Raw genomic sequence first — 19,822 nt, forward strand, 5'->3', positions numbered from 1 at the left:
CAGTAATTAAGGTTTATATATTTAGAGGGGGATGTAAGGAAAATGAAAGCTATGAAATGGAGCATCACTGCAGCGTTAGCAGTATCTATGTTGGGTCCAATACATACAGTGAAGGCGGCAGATACGCGTAACGTCGATTACGATCAAAGTAGTATTTTACGGAGTGCCAGTTCAGTTTCTTCATCATACAATGAAGGCAATCCGCAGGTTGAAGATTTGATTTTTCAGATGGATGCTACGGAAATCACTGTTGGGGACAATGTTCCGGTACAAATCTATGCTAAAGATGCCGATGGCATATCCGAACGCGTTCCGTTAGCTCAAGCAAATGTCATAATTGAAAAGCCTTATTTGCTGCAAAAACAAGCCGATGGCACAATGAAAGCCTTAGCGGTAGGAGAAACGAACGTAACGGTCAATTCAGGATCAGATTCCAAAACAATAAAAGTTTCGATCAGTGCGGACCATGATATTGATCAAGGTGCATTTGTTAATGGAACAATGTATTTGCCGGTTCAATCGGTTTTTCAAACGTTGGGAGCAACAGTCCAAGTTAATACAACAACTAAAACCTTTAGCATTCGTCTAGGTGATTTGCCAATACAGCTTCAACTCGGAAGCGATATTGCAATGGTGAATGGTGCGAAGGTCAAAATGAGTGGTAAGGTGCAAAAGATCGACGGATCTACAGTTTTTCCTGCCACGCTTTTAAAGACTGCACTGTCAGCAGAGTTAATTTGGGATGGAAATTATCAGACGATGGAGATCTACTTCGGCAAAGCAGAGTTGTTCGCCTATACGAAACAAACCGCACAGATTTTTAAGAAGGAAGAACAAGGAAACCTCGTTAAGTTCATTGGAAAAACATATTGGCTCAATCAATTCGACTCCGATTATAAGTTCCAAAAAGTCACTATTGTAGATATTCTACCTGATTATGAAGGTGAATTTGCCATTTCATTTAAGGTTTTATCGACGGGGCAAATTCTTAACTCTTATAAAATGTCGGGAGATGAGTTGATCCGTACATTAGGAAATAAGGAATATTTCTTAACAACGGATCCATTTAAAACCTATAAGTGGTCGGATGCGATTTGGAGTAAGATTAAAAAAAGCATAGTTGCTACTGGGATGACCAAGCAACAAGTGGAGTTTAGTTGGGGTAAGCCTATAAGTAAATCCACATTATCAGGTAGTGGCATTCAAGTGGAGACCTGGCAGTATGGTAATTATAACTATGTTACCTTTACGAACGGTGTTGTCTCCATGATTTATACGAATTAATTTTTCCTAACTTCTGCGTTACTTTAGTCATAGAGCCTGTCTTTGCGACATATCATTTTGGAGAAGCACTTTCAGAATTAAAGTGTTGACTATTGTTGGCCGAAATGAGGGGTTTATTCATGGCAAAGTCAAAACGTGGACATGCACTTTGGAATTTACCATCTAGGGGCAGGGGGACTTGCCCAATCTGTCAGAACACCCGTATTAAGCTGCTTTATCCCAAGAAAAAAACGGATGGAGCAGTCGTTAAGGTCTGTAAACGCTGTGACAAGGCTCCGCAGACGAAAGTGGATGCCGTGTTGATTTAAAAAGAGGCTGTCTCAAAAGTGGATTTTTCTACGTATGAGGCAGCCCTTCTCATGAATAAAACAAAGAAGCGCTTCTCTAATAAGAGAGGCGCTTCTTTTAAATTCTACAGAGATTTAGTACGTATATGATTATTTCGTTATCCGATTAATGACCTGTTCGCGTCTAGGACCCACGGAAATCGTAGTAATACGCGTGCCAATAGAGGTTTCAATAAAATCAATGTAAAGCTTAGCTTGTTCTGGCAGATCTTCGAAGTCGGTGATCTGAGAGATATCGCTGTTCCAGCCAGATAAATGCGTGAATATCGGTTTTGCAGAGTTCAGTTTATTCGTAGCCGGGAACTTGTCGGTGATCTCTCCATTTTCAAGCTCATAAGCCACACAAACCGGAATCTCATCCAAATAACCAAGCACGTCAAGATTAGTCAACACGACTTCAGTGGCCCCTTGCATTTGGCAACCATAACGAGTTGCTACAGCATCAAACCAGCCCATACGTCTAGGACGGCCAGTCGTAGCCCCGAATTCTCCGGCATCGCCACCTCTTGTACGAAGTTCATCCGCTACGGGCCCTTCTAATTCCGTAACAAAAGGTCCAGCGCCGACACAACTGGAATAGGCCTTGGTTACAGCGATGACATTCGTGATAGCTGCTGCAGGAAGACCTGCACCAACAGGTGCAAACCCGGCAAGTGTTGAAGAGGAGGTGGAGTAAGGATAAATACCGTGATCAGGATCACGCAGAGCCCCAAGCTGACCTTCAAGTAAAATAGTCTCTCCCTTGGCATAAGCCTCTTGCAGTAGGTCTGTTGTATTGGCTACATAAGGCGCTAGCTGTGCAGCTTCTTCTTGCAGCTGAACCATTAATTCCGAGATTTGGACAGGCGCTTTCTTATATAAATGCTCAAGTAATATATTTTTGGAAGCGAGTAATTGTTCAAGACGTTTCTCAAGTCGGGCAGGATCAAATAAATCCGCTACCTGTATGCCTAGCTTTGCATATTTATCTGCGTAAAATGGTGCGATTCCTCGTTTTGTTGAACCGAATCCTTGAGATCCCAGACGTTCCTCTTCTAGTTCATCAAACAAACGATGGATTGGAAGCACGATTTGCGCCCGTTCGGATACGAATAATCTAGGTTTTGGCACGCCTCTATCCGTTAAAGCTTTCAGTTCTTTTATTAATACTTCTGTATCAAGTGCTGTTCCTGGTCCGATAATGTTTGTAACGGAAGGATAAAATACCCCAGATGGCAGCATATGCAATGAAAATTTTCCATATTGGTTTATGATGGTATGCCCAGCATTACTACCACCTTGAAAACGAACGACAAAGGAAGATTGTGCAGCTAGCACATCCGTCATTTTTCCTTTTCCTTCGTCGCCCCAGTTTGCTCCTACAATTGCAATTACGGTCACGCGTTTTCGCCTCCCAAGCTTGTTTTTGGCTACAGGACTAAGTATAATGCTAGTTAAATCATTAGAAAAATTGATATAAGTTATATCTATTATAAGGTGGAGTAATGACGTGGGGATGGACATTAATTTGGAGTGGTATCGCTCTTTTTATTGGGTAGCGAATACAGGGAGCTTAACTGCTGCGGCAGAACGACTCAATATTACACAACCGGCAGTAAGTCACACGATTAAACAATTGGAAGAGAAAATGGGCGGCCCGTTATTTTTTCGCACTTCTCGCGGCGTCGATTTAACAACAGAAGGAAAAGTACTGCTTAGCTTTATTGAGCAAGCCTTTCATCATGTAGACATGGGCGAAAGAGCGATCGCAGATATGAACAATCTGAACAGCGGCGAGATTCATATCGGAGCAAGTGACACCTTATGCAAATATTATCTGTTGCCTTTTTTGGAGCAATTTCACGAACAATTTCCCAATATCCGCATTCATATTACGAATCGAACGACACCAGAAACACTTACGCTTTTAAAAGAAGGGAAAATTGATTTTGGTATCGTCAGCTTGCCGACATCTGATAAACAGATTGATTTTCGCAAAAGTACTCAGCTTCAAGATTGCCTGGTAGGGGGCAAAGGTTTTCGTCATTTAGCGGACAAGACCATGCCGCTTGCAGACATTCAGCAGTATCCGTTGTTATGCTTAGAAGCGGGTGGGAGCACCAGAAAGTATATGGATCAGTTTTTAGCATCTAATCATCTGACGATTACACCTGAATTTGAACTGGGTAGTGTGGATTTGCTGGTTCAGTTTGCGAAGCGTGGTTTTGGCCTTGCTTTTGTTATTCGTGATTACGTAACCGAAGAATTGAAGAAAGGTGAGCTTGTCGAGATTCCTCTGGACCCACCTTTGCCAGAACGTAACATAGGAATTGCTACCCTGCGTGGAGTTCCTCTTACAGCTGCTTCAAAGTCTTTTCTAACATTATTAGAGTAGAATCAGGATAAAGAGCTATTTGAGCATACCTAGTGAAGAGGAGGAAAGGTAATGAATTCTTTACTGGCTCGGCTGCGTAAGGGATACGGGAAAAAGCTTCGGGCGCTTCATACCTGGAATGGCTGGCTGGTTGTGTTGCTCACACTCACAGGACTTGTGCTTGTAGGTGGCTTCTGGCGTGGCTTCTTAGGGGAAGGCAGAGTATGGATCAAAGGGCTTCATATCGTGATCGGTGTCGCTTCGATTATTCCGGTTATTTATTATTTGCTGCTGGCAGGGAAACATTGGAAACAACTGAAGGAGCGGCCTTGGCAACGTTTTAATGTAATCGTTGTACTTTCATTGCTGCTCGGCTGGTTCGTTTCAGGAGTGCTACTTTGGCAATTCCGCGTGGTGGGTCCACATGTATCGAACGTTGCTCTGGCCGTCCATGACTTATTGACCTGGATAGGCCTTCCTTATATTATTTATCATTCTTTGACCCGGGTAAAATGGCTTAAAGAACCGAGCCGGCGGGTAGTGAAAAGCGGCATTGAGACAGGTAGCCCTTCGAATCATCGGGAAACCCCGCAGCCGGTTTATACACGTAGAGCTTTCATACGCGGATCGATTGGTGTTGGGCTTGCGGTAACTATAGGTCCATCGTTTATAAAATGGCTCGGCAGTTCAATTGGAAATATCGGGGGCAGCGAAACGATTGAAAAGCTGATCGAAAGTGATCGCAATCAGTTGTTGCCTGCACCCCAGCCACTGGCAGCATCCTCACCCCCTCTCGGAGGAGGGGCGCAAGGTCAATTCCGTGTTTATACAGTCACTCCGATTCCGGAGTTTACGAACAACAATTGGTCTTTTACGATAGATGGGCTTGTGGAGCAGAATTTTAAGTGGAACTGGGAACAGTTCGTAAAGCTGAAGCGGACCGTTCAGGTGAGTGATTTTCACTGTGTGACAGGCTGGTCAGTCTATAAGAATACCTGGGAAGGAATCAAGCTAAAAGATCTTTTGAGTCAGGCCGGTGTGAAGCCCACAGCTAAGACTGTGAAATTCTATTCGGGTGATGGTGTATACACGGATACGCTCACATTGGAACAAGCTGACATGGATGATGTGCTGGTCGCGGTAATGCATGATGGAAAGCCGATTCCTAGCGATCTCGGCGGTCCTGTACGGTTAATCGTTCCGAAGATGTTCGCATATAAGTCTGTGAAGTGGCTGAATCGGATTGAGCTGATCGAAGGCGATCATACGGGATATTGGGAGCAACGCGGGTATTCAAATGATGCGTGGGTATAAAATAGGGATCGTTAACCTTAATGGGCTTATTGCCTGTTAAGGTTTTTTTGTTGATTAATTCCTTATTTTTTTAACATATAGCAAATGAAGAGACGTAATAACAGAAATTGCTCCATACAATAGAAGTGACTGGATGCAGGAGGTGGTTGTGATGAACGGGGTTAGAGCCATAAAGCTGTTGGGACTTATTCTCGGTGTGGTACTACTGAACATTATCGTGTTGTCACCAGGTTTATTAGGGGTGGAAATCGGAGGAACCAGTGTATTTGAAACCGCTTTGGGTGTGGCATTGTTGTTTGTTAGTCTACTTGTTGTTCTTTATGGAAGTTATATTTTATTGTTTAAACCTTCATCTATCCCTGCTGTGAAAACACTGAAATCTTATGAGGATTATATAGCTGCGCTTACTCAATACAAAAATGTCAAAGTGCTGAAAAAAGACATTGCGCTTGCTCTAGATCAGATATCCCGGATGGAAAAGAAGAGAAGTACCTTGTTAGATGTTTTAGGTCAGAGATTCGAATCCACTGAACTTAGCTTCAAAAAATTTAATGCAGTCAGTTATGAAGTAGCAAAGCTTTTTTACCTGAACATTCGAGGGATTCTGAATAAACTCAGTGTATTTGATGCCTCAGAGTTCACCCTTTTCTCCAGCCAGCATAGACCCTCGCAGTTCTCAGATAAATTGGTGCAAAAAAAGACAGCTTTGTACAATGAATATTTAGCCTACGTAACAGGGTATCTTGGGGCAAATGAAGAGATTCTGCTGAAGCTGGATAAGCTGTTGCTGGAAATATCGCTACTTGACAGTACAGATTATACAGATGTTGAAGAGATGCCTTGTATGAAGGAAATCGATGAGCTGATCAAGCAGACGAAATTCTATAAGCAATGAAGGGGAGATGTGTATGGCTAATAAAGGAAAAACAGTAGCAGTTTTAGGGACCATTACGGTGGTAGTTTTTGCTCTCGTGTATTTTGGAATCACCTTAACCTCTAATATAGGAAAAACCAAAACCCAGATTTCTTCCGAAGATGCGGGGAAGCAGCTTGAGAAGCTATATAAGAACATAAACGTGACAACTGCTGAGCAAATCAAAGGCCAGATTGACCTGGATCCTGTTGCGATTGGGGATTCATTACCAGATATCTCAAAGTTTCCTGTATCGGTAGACAATACAACAGATAGCTTTGTAGAGATATTCTCTTCTACAGAGAAATCAGGAACGGGTAATGATGGTTGGTTAAATGAAGTTGCTACAGATTTTAACAACTCTAATATTGAGGTGAACGGGAGTCACGTATCTGTGAAAATCCGTAATATTGCTTCAGGTACAGCGACAGATTACATAAGATCTGGGAAGTATGTGCCAGATGCCTTTACCCCTTCAAATGAGTTGTGGGGCGAAATGGTAAAAGCAAACGGGATGAACACTCAGCTAATCACTAAACGCCTTGTAGGTAATGTAGCTGGTATTGTTACCAGTAAGGCGAAATATGATGAATTAATAGAGAAATACGGTTCTTTAAACGTTAAGACGGTTACTGACGCCATAGCAAATAATGAATTATCAATGGGCTATACTGACCCTTTTGCCAGTTCTACGGGTTTAAACTTTCTGGTAACAGCGCTTGGGACATTTGGCGGTTCAGACTTACTTGGTGAGCAAGCGGTGCAGGGCTTTGAGAAATTCCAAGCAAATGTTCCCTTTATCGCCTCAACCACTTTACAGATGCGAGAGGCTGCAAAAACCGGTAAGCTTGATGCTTTTGTCTTAGAATACCAGATCTTTGTGAATGCAACAGATTTGAAAGGGGGGTATGTATTCACTCCTTTTGGTGTAAGACATGACAGCCCGCTTTATGCTTTGGGTGATCTTCCTCAGGAAAAACTCGATATTATTAAGAAGTTTACTGAGTTTGTTGAACAGGAAAAATACCAGGAGCTGGGTGAGAAAAAAGGTTTCAATGGTCTTAATGAGTACCAATCAGAGCTTAGTACAGTGGATGGCAGTCTTATATCCTCAGCTCAAAAGCTGTGGAAAGAAAAGAAAAATGGCAATAAACCTATCGCCGCAGTATTTGTGGCAGATGTCTCAGGAAGTATGAACGGGGAACCCTTGAACCGCTTAAAGCAATCTTTATTAACAGGCCAGAAGTACTTGGGCAAGGATAACAGCATTGGTTTTGTCTCTTACTCTGATAACGTTACAATCAATCTTCCAATTGGAAAATATGACACGAACCAGCAGTCCATGTTTGTTGGTGCGATTGACAGTCTACAAGCAAATGGGGGGACGGCTACTTTTGACGGGATTGCGGTAGCCATCCATATACTTCAAACGGAATTACAGCTAAATCCGGATTTGAAGCCGTTGATCTTTGTATTAAGTGATGGGGAGACCAATGAAGGGCATTCCTTGAATGACATCAGAGGTCTTATTGAGACCTACAAAATCCCGATTTATACGATTGGCTACAATGCGAATATCAAGGCACTTGAGAGTATTTCGAGTATAAATGAAGCGGCCAACATCAATGCAGATACAGATGATGTAGTCTATAAAATCGGCAACCTGCTCAATGTTCAAATGTAAGCTATTTTTTATAGGAGGGGTTCTATGTCGTTTACTATGGAAGTCGTAAGTCAGGAAAAGCTGAAATCAGTAATTGAGGAGCAGGTTAAACCTGAGCCTGAGGAAGTATCACAACTGAAAGCACTGGCAGTAAACAATGTCTCAGCCATTCTGGATCTGAATTTAGAGTCACTGGATAAGCGGAAAGCGGTGTTGCAATCCATTGATAGCTTCGGTATGGAAACGATGAGATCCTCTTCGGACAAAAATTCTCTGTTGCAGGTTTCAGTGGGGAATTTATCAAAGACAGGGGATGAAGGCGGCCAAGTAGCGAAAGGTTTGACGGAGCTTAATCTCCAGCTGAAGGATTTGGATCCCAGTGCAGTAGATTTTGCCAAGACGGGTTTTCTTGGGAAGTTCTTTAATCCATTACGTAGTTATTTTGCTAAATATCAAAAGGCGGATGCTGTCATTTCAGATATTATAATTTCTTTAGACAAGGGTAAGACTGTTTTGAAGAACGACAATACTACGCTGGAATTCGAGCAACAGTCCCTTCGGGAACTCACAAAAAAGCTACAAAAAGAAATTCAGCTCGGCATGCTGATGGATCAGGAAATAGAGACGCAACTGGAAGCGGCTAAGCTGCGTGATGAGGATGAGGAGAAAGTTCGGTTCATTACAGAAGAAGTGCTTTTTCCGCTGCGGCAGCGTGTCATGGATTTGCAACAGATGCTTGTAGTGAATCAACAAGGAATTATGGCCATAGAAGTGGTTATTCGAAATAATAAAGAGCTGATCAGAGGGGTGGACAGAGCTAGAAATGTTACCGTGTCTGCCTTGAAAATATCGGTTACGGTAGCTAGTGCGCTGTATAATCAACGAATTGTTTTGAAAAAGATCGAACTTTTAAATCAAACCACCGATAGCCTGATCAGCGGTACCTCAAAAATGTTGAAAAACCAAGGGGCGGAAATCCATAAACAGTCGTTAGAATCAAGTATTTCAGTGGATACATTAAAGCAAGCTTTTACAGATGTGCTATCTGCTCTCGATTCCATCAGTACTTATAAGCAGGAAGCTCTCCCCAAAATGCGTGAAACCATTAATCAGTTCAGAGAGCTGGCAGATAATGGCGAACAGCAGATTGTACGGCTGGAAAAGGGAAATAAGTTGGAGCTGTAGCCTAGAAAAATCATAAATCTGGTTAATTATGCGCCTTGAAGCTGCAAATCCTAGCCTTTAGTCTGGTATGACTCCAGCCCCAAGACTGTTTTGAGCCTTCTTATTCCCACGTATAATGAGATTAATTGAAAAACGTGAGAGGAAGGACAATAGAAATGAATGATAAGTTATACACTATGCCGATGGGAGCTCTTGATTCCATGCATATTCCAGCAGAATCACAACCCCAATCTAAAACGCGCAAACGTGGAGCAAGTCCAAAGACATATCGGAGTATATTATACTTCTTAATCTCTTTGCCGCTTACGATTGTATATTTCGTGTTTATGGTGACAGGGCTGACGTTATCCATTGCGTTAACCCCAATATTTATCGGAATTCCTTTGTTTTTTGCAGTAGCTAAGGGATTGGATTACATCGTACAATTTGAGCAAGAGCTGGTCAGATCATTGTTAGATATTCCTAGACCTATTGAAGAGGCCAGATCGGATATGCAGCTGGAGGGAGCGGGCTTTCTGCAACGAATGAAGTTAGGTTTTCATGGAGCGAAGTTTGCCCGTAACGTCATGCTGATTATGGGTCGATTCGTATCCAGCATTATATTCTTTTCAATAACAGTAACTGTAGTAGCGGCTGCACTGGGCCTGATTACACTACCTGTGCTGCACCAGATTTTCTTGCAAACCATGGATTTGAACATTTTAGAGAATAGTGTGTTTGCTTTGTTCCAGATCGACTGGACATTATCCCAACAATATATCTCCTATGTAGTAGCTGGATTTGTTGTTGCCTTATTAGCAAGTTGGGTAATTCGTATGCTTATGGATGTGCAACGTAGAATGCTGTTCGTATCCTACGAGGAAAGACAACAGTACTAATTGGAAAGAAGAGATTGTCTCAAAACAACCCTTTTTGAATCTGAATAAAACACCAGACAACGATCCTGCAGTTCGTGGAGAATCCTTGTCTGGTGTTTTTGGTCTGCGGGAAGGTTTGTTTTTGCAAATGATGAGCTAGTGGAAGCTGACTGATTGCTTCTTTGATTTTTTTGGTGTCGGATGTTGGTGTGATGTTGAAGGAATCTGCGAAATAGCTGTACTTTGTGCAGTTATTTCGAGTGCTAAAAGAATAATCTTGACTTTAACTGCACTTGATACAACTAAAAACTAGAGAATCCACTTATAAGGGCGTGATTTCAGAAAATAACTGCACAAAATACACTTATATCCAGTGATCGAGCGCTCTGATGGATTATAGTTGTATGAAATACAATTAAACTTGAGCGCTTTTACACATTGCCCTAACTTGTGAAAAAATGTTCATAATTCCATATAAATCCTGTATAATAAGAGTTGTGAAAACGTTTGAACAAAAATCAGGAGGGGTTCTATGCATTCAAATGGATTATTTAGATGGAGCTTTTTGGGGTTTGCAGTATTAGTTTTGTTAGCGCTTTCGGGATGTTCCAGTTACGAAAATGTAAATGAAAAAGTTGCTACATCACCAACCCCCAATCCAACGATAAGCAATACTTCTAAAGCATCGGAGAACCCAACCAATAAGGTGGTAGCAAAGGGTACTGTGCACATAGAAAATATAGGTGAGCGGAGAATATTTGTTTATTTACCTGCAGGGTATGAAGCTGACAGCGAGCGTTATCCTGTTGTGTATATGCACGATGGGCAGAATGTTTTTAACACAAATACCAGCTCTTTAGGCAAAGAATGGAGAGTTGAGGAGATCATTGATCAGCTTGTTGCTGATGGAACCATGGAGAAGGTTATCGTGATAGGAGTCGCTTCAAGTGATGGATCAGAACGGGGAATGGAGTATGTTCCATTTCCGGATCAGTCTATTCCTTCGGATGGAGCGAGTGCAGCCGAATTTACCCAATATTTTATCAATACAGTTATTCCCTATGTGGATGGTGCTTACCGGACCATTCCCGATCGGGATCACCGGATGATTATGGGATCGTCATTCGGTGCTGTTCAGGCATTATGGATGGGATATCAACATCCTGAGACTTTTTCGTCGATAGGAGCTTTATCCCCTGCTACTTGGGTAGGCAATGGGCGCATGTTGGAGGAGTTGGCGAAAGAGTCCGGGAAGCCTGCCTTAAAGATTTGGCTCGACATGGGCGTAACCGAAGGAATGCCAATTGATCCGCTTGTGACTGTACTAAAGTCGAAGGGATTTGTATTAGGGAAGGACCTATTCTTTCAGATGGACCCTTTGGGTACACATGAAGAGAAGTCATGGAATAGACGTGTACATAGTCCATTGATTATGTTCGCCGGGAAAGAGGCTGAACAAACGACCAAGCATGAAGTAAGCGACTATCTGACATTAATCGGACCAGAAGCTATCGATGTGCGTCTTAATTTACTAGTTACTATGGATAATGGGATGGATTTTACAATCCTTGACGGAGTTGAATATCAAGTGTTGAATCCTGAAGTAGGTCAGGTAGACAATGCAGGTAACGTGAGCTTCCTGAAGCCGGAATCCTTGAAAGTAAATGTTTCATTTCAAGGTGTTACTGAAGAACATTTGGTTAACTATGAGCATTATGTAAAGGTATTTAAAGTTTATGTGAAATATCTTGATGTTGACGAGCATGGGGAGAAGTTCTCCATTAACCTGAAGCCCTCTGCTCGGAAATTAAATTCAACTCCTGAGTATATCTCAGCGCTAGTGAGTGCTGCTGAAAAAATTGGTATATATACAATTAAGGAGATTCAGGAGGATTCCATAAGTATAATCTTTAATACGAAGTAGTCATTGGAGTTCATAATCAAATGAGGTTATTCGCCTTACTTGGAATTACTATGATCGTAACTAAGGGAAAATGATCCCCTGGCTGATAACCAGGAATTAATCCCTGATACTTTAAACTAAAAGAAGCTGAGTCAATAAGTAGCGTTTCCTACCTATTGACTCAGCGTTTTTTATCGCAAAATATATCCCCCGTCCGGAAATAAAGTACTTCCTGTTGTATAGTTATTGGTCATCAAATAAATCGTTGTATGTGCTGCTTCGTCGGCATGGCCAACCCTGCCAAGGAGATTGATATTCGTATATTCGTCGTAAGCCTTGTCTCTAGTTTCCTGTTCTGCACCTTCCCAATTAAAGTTGGTATGAATGGTTCCGGGGGAGATGACATTTACCCGAATCGGTGCCAATTCTACTGCTAATGCTTTTCCCAGACTTTCAATCGCGCCGTTACAAGCTGCATAGGAGGCACCGTCTGCAAGTGGACGTTGGCTGAATGCGCCGGACATAAGAACAATGGAGCCTGTAGGGTTGATAAAAGGGATGGCATGCTTTACAGCATTATATTGCGGCCAGAACTTTGCATTAAAGCAACTGTGTGCAATCTCCAAGCTAGAAGTAATGGGTCCTCTAACATAGGAGGCTCCCGGAGTGAACAGATGGTCAAATGCGCCGATTTTTTCAAAGAAAGCTTTCAAGTTCTGTTCATTTTGATTATCTAGTGAATGAATTTCAACAGAATCGAATCCTAGAAGCATTTGAGCTTTCTCTAATTTATCTTGTGAACGCCCAGCGATTATGACAGCTGCGCCTTGTTCAACCGCTTGTTTGGCAGTCGCTAGCCCTATTCCGGAGCTTCCTCCGATAATGACGATGCGCTGGTTTTTTAATGAAATAGTGGACATATTTATCTTCTCCGTTCATAGTTAATTGGACTTATTAAGATCTGTTTTTTATTATTAGCTATAAAATATAACCTGCACAGTACGCACTTTTTTCGTACTAGGTACGATTTTTCGTACTAGCTGGTTCGAACATATAGTTATATAACTATCGAAAGAGGGGATCACATGGATTTGCTGGAGCCGAGATTGACTGGGGTTCTTACAACACTTGAAAAGATCGGTGGAAAGTGGAAGCCGCTCATTTTATTTATTTTATTGATAGATGGTACAAAACGATTTGGTGAACTTAGACGGATCATCCCTGATGTCTCCCAAGGTACGTTAGCTAAACAATTACGGGAGCTTGAAGAGGATCAGCTTATCGACCGGGTGAGTTATCATGAGCTTCCTTTGAGGGTGGAATATAGTATTTCAGAACATGGCAAATCGCTAATTACAGTGTTGGATAGCATGTGTGGCTGGGGTAGGATGCATAAAGAATATTTGAATAATACAAAGAAGTAGAGGGGGTACATTATTATTCATACTATTTTGCAGGAACCAACGGGTCAGACCTACAAGACGCTGGTACAGGTAGCTATGGAAGTATGTGATGAATTTATTCTAGTAAAACGTGATCAGATGGAGTTGGAGCCAGAAGGATTTAAACTGCTTGAACAGCTGCAACCTTTTCTCAAAAAGGTCATAAAAGATGACTATTGGCCGGGGACTCGGCTTATGGGGCATTATGCAGATGTTTATTTTTTTCATTGTTCACCTGAAGCGGTCAATATTCTTTTATCCTGTTCCACCAGCTTGTACTCGTGGGTACAGACCAGACTGCCTGATGATCTTTGTTTTCTAAAGCAGGGACAACCGTGGCTAATCAATACAGCCCATGAGAGAGAAAGCAATTTGATCACTGATGTGGATGAGGAACTTAATAGACTAGAGGGGTGCGGATTGTTGTTCCGTGACTTATCTGAGTTTTATAACGCTGATTAAAAAAACGGACTCATATTTATAGTGTAGAAGAACCCGCATTTGGTGCGGGTTCTTCTGCGTGTTCACTAATAATTCAACGCAACTGTTAAATTACAAGGTTTCATATAATCAAAGAAAAGTATTGATAATTATTCTCATATGATTTAATATGATAACGATTCTCATTATCATTACTTTAATTTGAAGAATGATAAATAAAATATAGATGGGGAGATTGAATATGAATCAGAAAAAATATTTATTAGCAGGGGTATCAGCAGTTTTAGCTTTGAGTTTGGCAGCTTGCGGTAACAATGAAAAGGATAAGACAGCTTCAGAAAAAAGCACAAATAATGCTGCAGTAGCAGCAGAAGGAACTGCAAATAACAAAGGAAATGCGGCTCAGGAGGCCGTTGCCACTGAACAAACCGTTACATATTTGGGCAAGGATTATGTCGTGCCTGCAGAGATTAATAATATTGTAGCAGCAAGTCTCGAATCTATGGAAGATGCTGCCATACTGGGAGTGAAACCTGTAGGTGTACTTGCAATAGCAGATGCCATTCCAGGTTATCTGTCAACAGAGCTAGCGGGTGCATCGTTAGTGGGGGATAAATTTGCTCCAAGTAATGAAGCGATTCTGCAACTGGATCCAGATGTTATCTTAGGGTCTTCCAAGTTTGGGGAAGATGTGGCTGGCGCACTTAATAAAATTCAAACGATGATTCCTTATTCACATATTTCAACAAACTGGAAAGATAATTTGCTCTTATTAGGCCAATTATCCGGTAAGACCACAGATGCAGAAAAAATTATTAGTGATTATGAATCCAAAGCTGCGGGTGCAAAGGCTGAAATTGGAGAAAAGCTGAAAGATCAATCCATTCTAGTCATTCGTATTCGTCAAGGCAGTATGTGTGTGTATCCTGCTGGCGTTTATTTGAATCCGGTTATTTATGAAGATCTGGGTGCTGCCATTCCTGAGGTGATCTCCTCTACAGAGGCACAAGCAGAGCTTTCATTAGAAGCTTTGGCAGATATTAATCCGGACTATATTTTCTTGCAGTTTGAGACTAGCGAGAATACTGATAATGCAACAGCACTTGATGATTTGCTCAAGAATCCGATCTTCAAAAGCGTTACTGCTGTCAAAAATAATCATGTGTTTGTAAATGCAATTGATCCGTTGGCACAAGGTGGAACGGCTTGGTCTAAAGTAAGATTCCTGGATGCAGCAATTGAAAACTTGTTGAAGTAAAACCGAAGGTGCGATGAATAAGATGAATACAAAAAATTGGAAAGTTATTTTGATCCTATCAACTTCTCCATTATTCATCGTATTAGCAATTGTTGTATCCGTCTTATATGGTGTTAAAGATATTGGAATATCGACAATATGGCAGGCGATTACACACTTCGATGCTAATAATGTGGACCACAACATTATTATGACATCTAGATTTCCGCGTGTAATCGCCGCTTTATTAGTTGGAGCGGCTCTGGCTGTTTCAGGGGCGTTAATGCAGGGGGTTACACGTAACTATCTTGCATCACCCTCGATTATGGGAGTAAATGACGGATCGGCATTTGTTATTACGTTGGCTATGGTGTTTTATCCGGGATTATCGAATGTTCAGATGATTATTTTATCCATGGTGGGTTCAGCCATCGGAGCGGGTTTGGTTTTCGGATTTGGTTCATTGGTTAAAAACGGCTTATCTCCAGTCAGGTTAGCCATTATTGGAACTGTAATTGGTACCTTTTTAAGTAGTATCGCCTCAGCAGTAGCGATGTTTTTTCAAGTCTCACAAAATGTTAGCGTTTGGTATAGCTCGAAAATACATACCGTTAATCCAGATATGCTAATATTATCAGTTCCTTTTATTATCGTTGGACTGCTCTTGGCGGTTAGTATTTCTAAGTCAGTAATGGTTGCTTCCCTGGGGGATGAAACGGCGATTAGTTTGGGTCAACGAACAAAATGGGTGAAAATTGTCAGTATTATATCTGTTATATGTCTGACCGGGACAGCAGTAGCTTTAGTCGGCAAGATAGCCTTTGTGGGTCTAATCATTCCTCATATTACACGTTTTATCGTAGGTATAGACTATCGCTTTATCATTCCTTGCTCAGCAGTGATTGGAGCTGTTTTTTTAGCGTTTTGCGATGTCTTAAGCCGTTATGTTAACTTTCCGTTTGAGACGCCGATTGGTGTTGTAACAGCCTTTATTGGCATCCCGTTCTTCCTTTATTTAATTCGGGTTAAAGGGGGAGAGCAGCGTGGATAGAAGTAAAGTACAGTTTAGCCGCTATATGCTGACGCTTATAGTTTTTATCCTGTTAACCCTTGTGGCGGGGTATTTTCATCTTACGAATGGCGTGTTTGATATGTCTGTAATGGATGTGATTAAAACACTGCTGCGAATAGATCCTAATACTAAATTTGACCTGGTTATTTTTCAGTTTCGGTTACCACGGATCATTATTGCCTCATTAGTAGGAATAGGTCTGGGGATGGCGGGAACAGTCATTCAAGGGATTACCCGTAACGGGCTGGCGGATCCAGGTATCCTTGGGATTAATGCAGGCGCAGGAGCTGCCATCGTTGCGTTTATGTTTTTCTTTCAGATGTCGGGAGTTACTTTTTTCAAAGAAAGCTGGTTCTCGATACTAGCCATGCCGCTGTTTGGTTTTGTAGGTGGGCTTGCCGCAGTTGTGATTATCTTTATTTTCTCATGGCGGAATGGTGCACTCGATATGCAACGCTTGATTTTGACAGGGATCGCGATTAGCAGTGGTTTTGGTGCGTTGTCGTTGTATATTTCTCTGAAAATGAATGCAAGTGATTATGAGATGGCTGCGGTTTGGAGTGTCGGAAGTATTTACAGCGCGAACTGGACTTATATCATTATGATCGCACCTTGGGTGCTTATTTTAGGATTTGTAATGTATCGTAAAAGCTATTTACTCAATTATTTTCAATTGGAGGATTCCAGTACAAAGAGTTTAGGGATCTCCGTAGAAAAAGAAAAGCTGATCTTTCTGTTATGCAGTGTGGGGATTGTAAGTGTTTGTGTATCTGTATCCGGTTCTATAAGTTTTATAGGCTTGATGGCGCCTCATATCGCCAGAAGATTAGTAGGGATTAATCACCGCTATATTATGTTATCCAGTGCAGTGATTGGGATGTTTTTGCTGGTGATCTCGGATTATTTTGCCAAAACAATATTTCAGCCGGCAGAGTTACCCGTGGGTATAGTCGTTTCGATTATTGGTATTCCTTATTTCTTATATTTATTAGCAAAGTCAAGAGTGTAAGGGAGAGTGTACAGATAAAATGTCAACACAAGTAGAGCTCGAACACACAGAATCATGGAAACTAGAATCTCAGTATATGGGTTACATGTACGATATAAAGGTTTCTCTTCCCAGAGAAGCAGCACCAGAAAAGGGCTTTCCCGTGTATTACATGCTCGATGGTAATTCATATTTTCAATTGGGTCGGGATGTTGTGAAATTGCAGTCAAGAAATGCCCCAAAAACTTTTATTGCACCAGCAATTGTGATTGGTATTGGACATTATGGTTCAGATGAAGAGGTCTCTAAAAGAAGATTTTATGATTTCACACCTCCTGCGAAGCAGTATGTATATCCGGATCGATTGAAAAATGCTGACATTGGACCACATGGTGGGGCTGAGAAGTTTTTGGCTTTTTTAGAATTAGAGTTAATGCCAGCAATTAACAAGAAATATAATGTGGATCAGCATAAACAAGCCTTGTTTGGTCACTCCCTCAGCGGTTTATTTATCCTCTGGACGCTATTCACTCGTGCGAAGCTATTCCAGTATTATTTGGCCTCTAGTCCATCCATTTGGTGGAATGATCATGAAATCCTGACGTATGCGGAGCGGTTCTATAACAATGGTCAAGTGAAGATGACCGATAAACAAAAGTTATTGATTACCGTAGGGAGTGAAGAGTCGTTTATGGTCGATGACGCAGCAGGTTTATTTTCAAAATTGAACGAGTATGCTTTGCCTAATTTAGAGGTTGAGCACTATGTCGCACCCAATGAAAATCACGCTTCTGTAGTACCAACGATTATGAGTAGAGCGTTTCGAGTACTGAACTGTTAAGGAGTGGGGATATGACGCAAATGAGGGCAGGCGAGCTTGTGCTTTTTGAACATATGGATCGTCAGATTACCGTATATTTACCGAAAGAATATCATCTAATTCCGGAGCGGATATTCCCAGCGGTTTTCTTACAGGATGGAGATTTTTTGTTCAAAGAGGCGATTACAGCTATAGCGAAAGATGTGGAAGAGGGAGTAACAGAGCCTGTTATTTTTATAGGGATTGATTCTCAGCTGCGGAATGATGAATATACCCCTTGGGAAATGCCTGCTCTTTTTAAGGATTGGTCCTTTGGGGGCAAGGGCGATAATTATTTGAATTATGTCTATCAGGATCTTGTACCCTATATCAAAAGCTCCTATCGCATCTCCAACGAGCCGGAGAAATTAGCTTTGGGTGGTGTTTCACTAGGTGGATTAATAAGTCTGTACGCGATGTACAAGACTGAAGCTATTGTTGGGAATTTTATATTCATATCTGCGTCTGTATGGTTTAAAGATTTCATTCATTTCATGGAGACTTCAAGACTAGATAGGGAATGCAGAATTTATATGTATGTTGGTGAGCAGGAAGGGATCCACAAGACAAATGCCCAGAAGGACATGGTACCTAACAGCAAACGTGCTTATGATATTTTAAAAGAGAAGATTGATGGAGCGGATCAGCGTGTGAAGTTTGAGACGGATCCGCTGGGCACGCATAATGACACGTTTTTCCTGCAATATTTTCCGAAAAGTATCAGGTTCTTATTTCCTGCAAAATAAACATAAAAGGACGATCAGGAGAGAGTATCCTTGCATCGTCCTATTTATCGTGTGATAGCTGCTCTAGTTATTCTTCTGTAAATTCTCAAGATGGGCATCCAAATTGTCGAAGGTTTGGGAAATCCCCTCTAACATCCCCATATCTATAACTTGTTGCAAGGCATCCGGAGAAGAGTATTTACCGATATTCACCAGCTTCGTCTGACCCTCCAGGTCGATAAAATCTAGTTGGACAAGCGTCTCAGGCAAATCTTTTGAAATATTCCCCTCTGCATCTGAGAACCCATCTGTATAAATGACTTGTTCTGGGACTGTGATTTCCTTATACAACGCCTTGCCCCAAGATTCCATACCGTAGAAATCACCTTGATTCTTATCCACGCACTTCATGCAATAATGCCAAGTACCCCCTGGACGGAAATCGATATTACATACGGGAAGCGTCCAACCTTTTGGACCCCACCAGTGCTTCAAATGCTCAGCCTCAGAAAAAGCCTTGAATACTAGCTCACGTGGAGCTTGGAATACGCGCTCTAATACTAATGTGTTGCCATCAACAACTTTGGATACCACTTGGTTAGACGGGTTAGAATTTGTCATGGGATAGATCCTCCTCAAGATTTTTTATTGTTTTCATTGCTCTGTAGCTTTTGCAAATAATCATCCAGTCGATCGTATCGATCTTCCCATATATGGCGGTAGGAGTCTAACCAATCGTCTATTTCCTTAAATGGATCAGGACGGAGCTTGCAAATGCGCTTGTTAGCAACAGCTTGAACTTCAATTAAGCCCACTTCACTAAGGACGCGCAAATGCTTGGACGCTTGAGGCTGCCGTAGCTGAAGACTTTTTGCAATCTCCCCAACGGTTAGAGGATTCTCGCGTAATAGTTCCACGATCTGCATGCGGTGTGGCTCAGCTAAGGCACTCATAACGTTAGTATTCATAAACAAGGATCACTTCGATTCATTAAATTCATTCGTATCTCTATTATGACGTAATGTGGTTGAGCGGCTCTATAGCGTCTCCTTTTTGGTATTTCCTGTTTGTGATGATAATATACCATGAAGGGAATATTCCTGTAAAGGAATATATAATAAGCTTTGTATGACAACTGCTAGAGAAGGGCATGATACAAGCATTAAAAAGAAATATGTTCCATGATAACCATCAAACTTTACAAAAAACATAGGAATAGATATAATTAAGTATAACTTA

Annotated in this window: 20 protein-coding genes; 16 read left to right on the forward strand and 4 right to left on the reverse strand. The window is 41.5% G+C overall.

The window, feature by feature from the left end:
- Positions 1-42 precede the first annotated feature (42 nt).
- Positions 43-1,284 (forward strand): stalk domain-containing protein, encoded by a 1,242-nt coding sequence (locus tag MKZ09_RS14590; RefSeq protein WP_076135599.1) that lies wholly within the window; start codon positions 43-45, stop codon positions 1,282-1,284.
- Between the two features lie 119 nt (positions 1,285-1,403).
- Positions 1,404-1,592 carry a hypothetical protein gene (locus MKZ09_RS14595; protein WP_036686376.1) on the forward strand — a complete coding sequence of 63 codons (189 nt, stop codon included), beginning with the start codon at positions 1,404-1,406 and terminating at the stop codon, positions 1,590-1,592.
- Between the two features lie 129 nt (positions 1,593-1,721).
- On the opposite strand, the gene MKZ09_RS14600 is transcribed toward MKZ09_RS14595, so the two are convergent.
- Positions 1,722-3,011, reverse strand: coding sequence for an adenylosuccinate synthase (locus MKZ09_RS14600; protein WP_076135601.1), 1,290 nt, complete (start codon positions 3,009-3,011; stop codon positions 1,722-1,724).
- A 115-nt stretch (positions 3,012-3,126) separates the two neighbouring features.
- Between MKZ09_RS14600 and MKZ09_RS14605 the strand changes: the two genes are divergently transcribed.
- The 7 genes from MKZ09_RS14605 to MKZ09_RS14635 all read left to right on the forward strand — a co-directional run bounded on the left by MKZ09_RS14605 (position 3,127) and on the right by MKZ09_RS14635 (position 11,840).
- Positions 3,127-4,005, forward strand: a complete 879-nt coding sequence (locus MKZ09_RS14605; RefSeq protein WP_036686616.1) for a LysR family transcriptional regulator — start codon at positions 3,127-3,129, stop codon at positions 4,003-4,005.
- Between the two features lie 51 nt (positions 4,006-4,056).
- Positions 4,057-5,298: a molybdopterin-dependent oxidoreductase gene (locus tag MKZ09_RS14610; protein ID WP_076202684.1), complete on the forward strand. Its 1,242-nt coding sequence runs from the start codon at positions 4,057-4,059 to the stop codon at positions 5,296-5,298.
- Positions 5,299-5,449: 151 nt separating this feature from the next.
- Positions 5,450-6,193, forward strand: a complete 744-nt coding sequence (locus MKZ09_RS14615) for a hypothetical protein (RefSeq protein WP_076202687.1) — start codon at positions 5,450-5,452, stop codon at positions 6,191-6,193.
- Positions 6,194-6,206: 13 nt separating this feature from the next.
- A complete protein-coding gene (locus MKZ09_RS14620; protein ID WP_076202690.1) occupies positions 6,207-7,895 on the forward strand; it encodes a VWA domain-containing protein in 1,689 nt (562 codons plus the stop codon).
- A 24-nt stretch (positions 7,896-7,919) separates the two neighbouring features.
- Positions 7,920-9,059: a toxic anion resistance protein gene (locus tag MKZ09_RS14625; protein ID WP_076135607.1), complete on the forward strand. Its 1,140-nt coding sequence runs from the start codon at positions 7,920-7,922 to the stop codon at positions 9,057-9,059.
- 155 nt (positions 9,060-9,214) lie between these two features.
- The gene (locus tag MKZ09_RS14630; RefSeq protein ID WP_076202693.1) at positions 9,215-9,937 is read left to right on the forward strand and encodes a sensor domain-containing protein; all 723 of its coding nucleotides are present in this window, start codon (positions 9,215-9,217) and stop codon (positions 9,935-9,937) included.
- Between the two features lie 511 nt (positions 9,938-10,448).
- Complete coding sequence (locus tag MKZ09_RS14635; RefSeq protein ID WP_076202696.1) at positions 10,449-11,840, forward strand: alpha/beta hydrolase; 1,392 nt, start codon at positions 10,449-10,451, stop codon at positions 11,838-11,840.
- 170 nt (positions 11,841-12,010) lie between these two features.
- Here MKZ09_RS14635 and MKZ09_RS14640 read toward each other — a convergent pair whose 3' ends face one another.
- A complete protein-coding gene (locus tag MKZ09_RS14640; protein ID WP_076202699.1) occupies positions 12,011-12,739 on the reverse strand; it encodes an SDR family oxidoreductase in 729 nt (242 codons plus the stop codon).
- 165 nt (positions 12,740-12,904) lie between these two features.
- On the opposite strand from MKZ09_RS14640, the gene MKZ09_RS14645 reads away from it, so the two are divergent.
- The 7 genes from MKZ09_RS14645 to MKZ09_RS14675 all read left to right on the forward strand — a co-directional run bounded on the left by MKZ09_RS14645 (position 12,905) and on the right by MKZ09_RS14675 (position 18,604).
- Positions 12,905-13,243: a winged helix-turn-helix transcriptional regulator gene (locus MKZ09_RS14645; RefSeq protein WP_076135615.1), complete on the forward strand. Its 339-nt coding sequence runs from the start codon at positions 12,905-12,907 to the stop codon at positions 13,241-13,243.
- A gap of 27 nt (positions 13,244-13,270) precedes the next feature.
- Complete coding sequence (locus MKZ09_RS14650) at positions 13,271-13,723, forward strand: hypothetical protein (protein ID WP_081394206.1); 453 nt, start codon at positions 13,271-13,273, stop codon at positions 13,721-13,723.
- Between the two features lie 220 nt (positions 13,724-13,943).
- Complete coding sequence (locus MKZ09_RS14655) at positions 13,944-14,960, forward strand: ABC transporter substrate-binding protein (RefSeq protein WP_076135619.1); 1,017 nt, start codon at positions 13,944-13,946, stop codon at positions 14,958-14,960.
- A gap of 22 nt (positions 14,961-14,982) precedes the next feature.
- Positions 14,983-15,990, forward strand: coding sequence for a FecCD family ABC transporter permease (locus tag MKZ09_RS14660; protein WP_370511160.1), 1,008 nt, complete (start codon positions 14,983-14,985; stop codon positions 15,988-15,990).
- 25 nt (positions 15,991-16,015) lie between these two features.
- Positions 16,016-17,020, forward strand: coding sequence for a FecCD family ABC transporter permease (locus tag MKZ09_RS14665; protein WP_076202888.1), 1,005 nt, complete (start codon positions 16,016-16,018; stop codon positions 17,018-17,020).
- 19 nt (positions 17,021-17,039) lie between these two features.
- A complete protein-coding gene (locus MKZ09_RS14670; RefSeq protein WP_076202709.1) occupies positions 17,040-17,840 on the forward strand; it encodes an alpha/beta hydrolase in 801 nt (266 codons plus the stop codon).
- A gap of 11 nt (positions 17,841-17,851) precedes the next feature.
- Positions 17,852-18,604 carry an alpha/beta hydrolase gene (locus MKZ09_RS14675; RefSeq protein ID WP_081394207.1) on the forward strand — a complete coding sequence of 251 codons (753 nt, stop codon included), beginning with the start codon at positions 17,852-17,854 and terminating at the stop codon, positions 18,602-18,604.
- 63 nt (positions 18,605-18,667) lie between these two features.
- On the opposite strand, the gene MKZ09_RS14680 is transcribed toward MKZ09_RS14675, so the two are convergent.
- Complete coding sequence (locus tag MKZ09_RS14680; RefSeq protein WP_076135626.1) at positions 18,668-19,204, reverse strand: SRPBCC domain-containing protein; 537 nt, start codon at positions 19,202-19,204, stop codon at positions 18,668-18,670.
- Positions 19,205-19,218: 14 nt separating this feature from the next.
- Positions 19,219-19,551, reverse strand: coding sequence for an ArsR/SmtB family transcription factor (locus tag MKZ09_RS14685; protein WP_076202713.1), 333 nt, complete (start codon positions 19,549-19,551; stop codon positions 19,219-19,221).
- Between the last annotated feature and the right edge of the window lie 271 nt (positions 19,552-19,822).

The sequence above is a fragment of the Paenibacillus sp. FSL R5-0908 genome (genome assembly GCF_038006245.1).
In the GTDB taxonomy this organism is placed as follows: Bacteria; Bacillota; Bacilli; order Paenibacillales; family Paenibacillaceae; genus Paenibacillus_AQ; species Paenibacillus_AQ odorifer.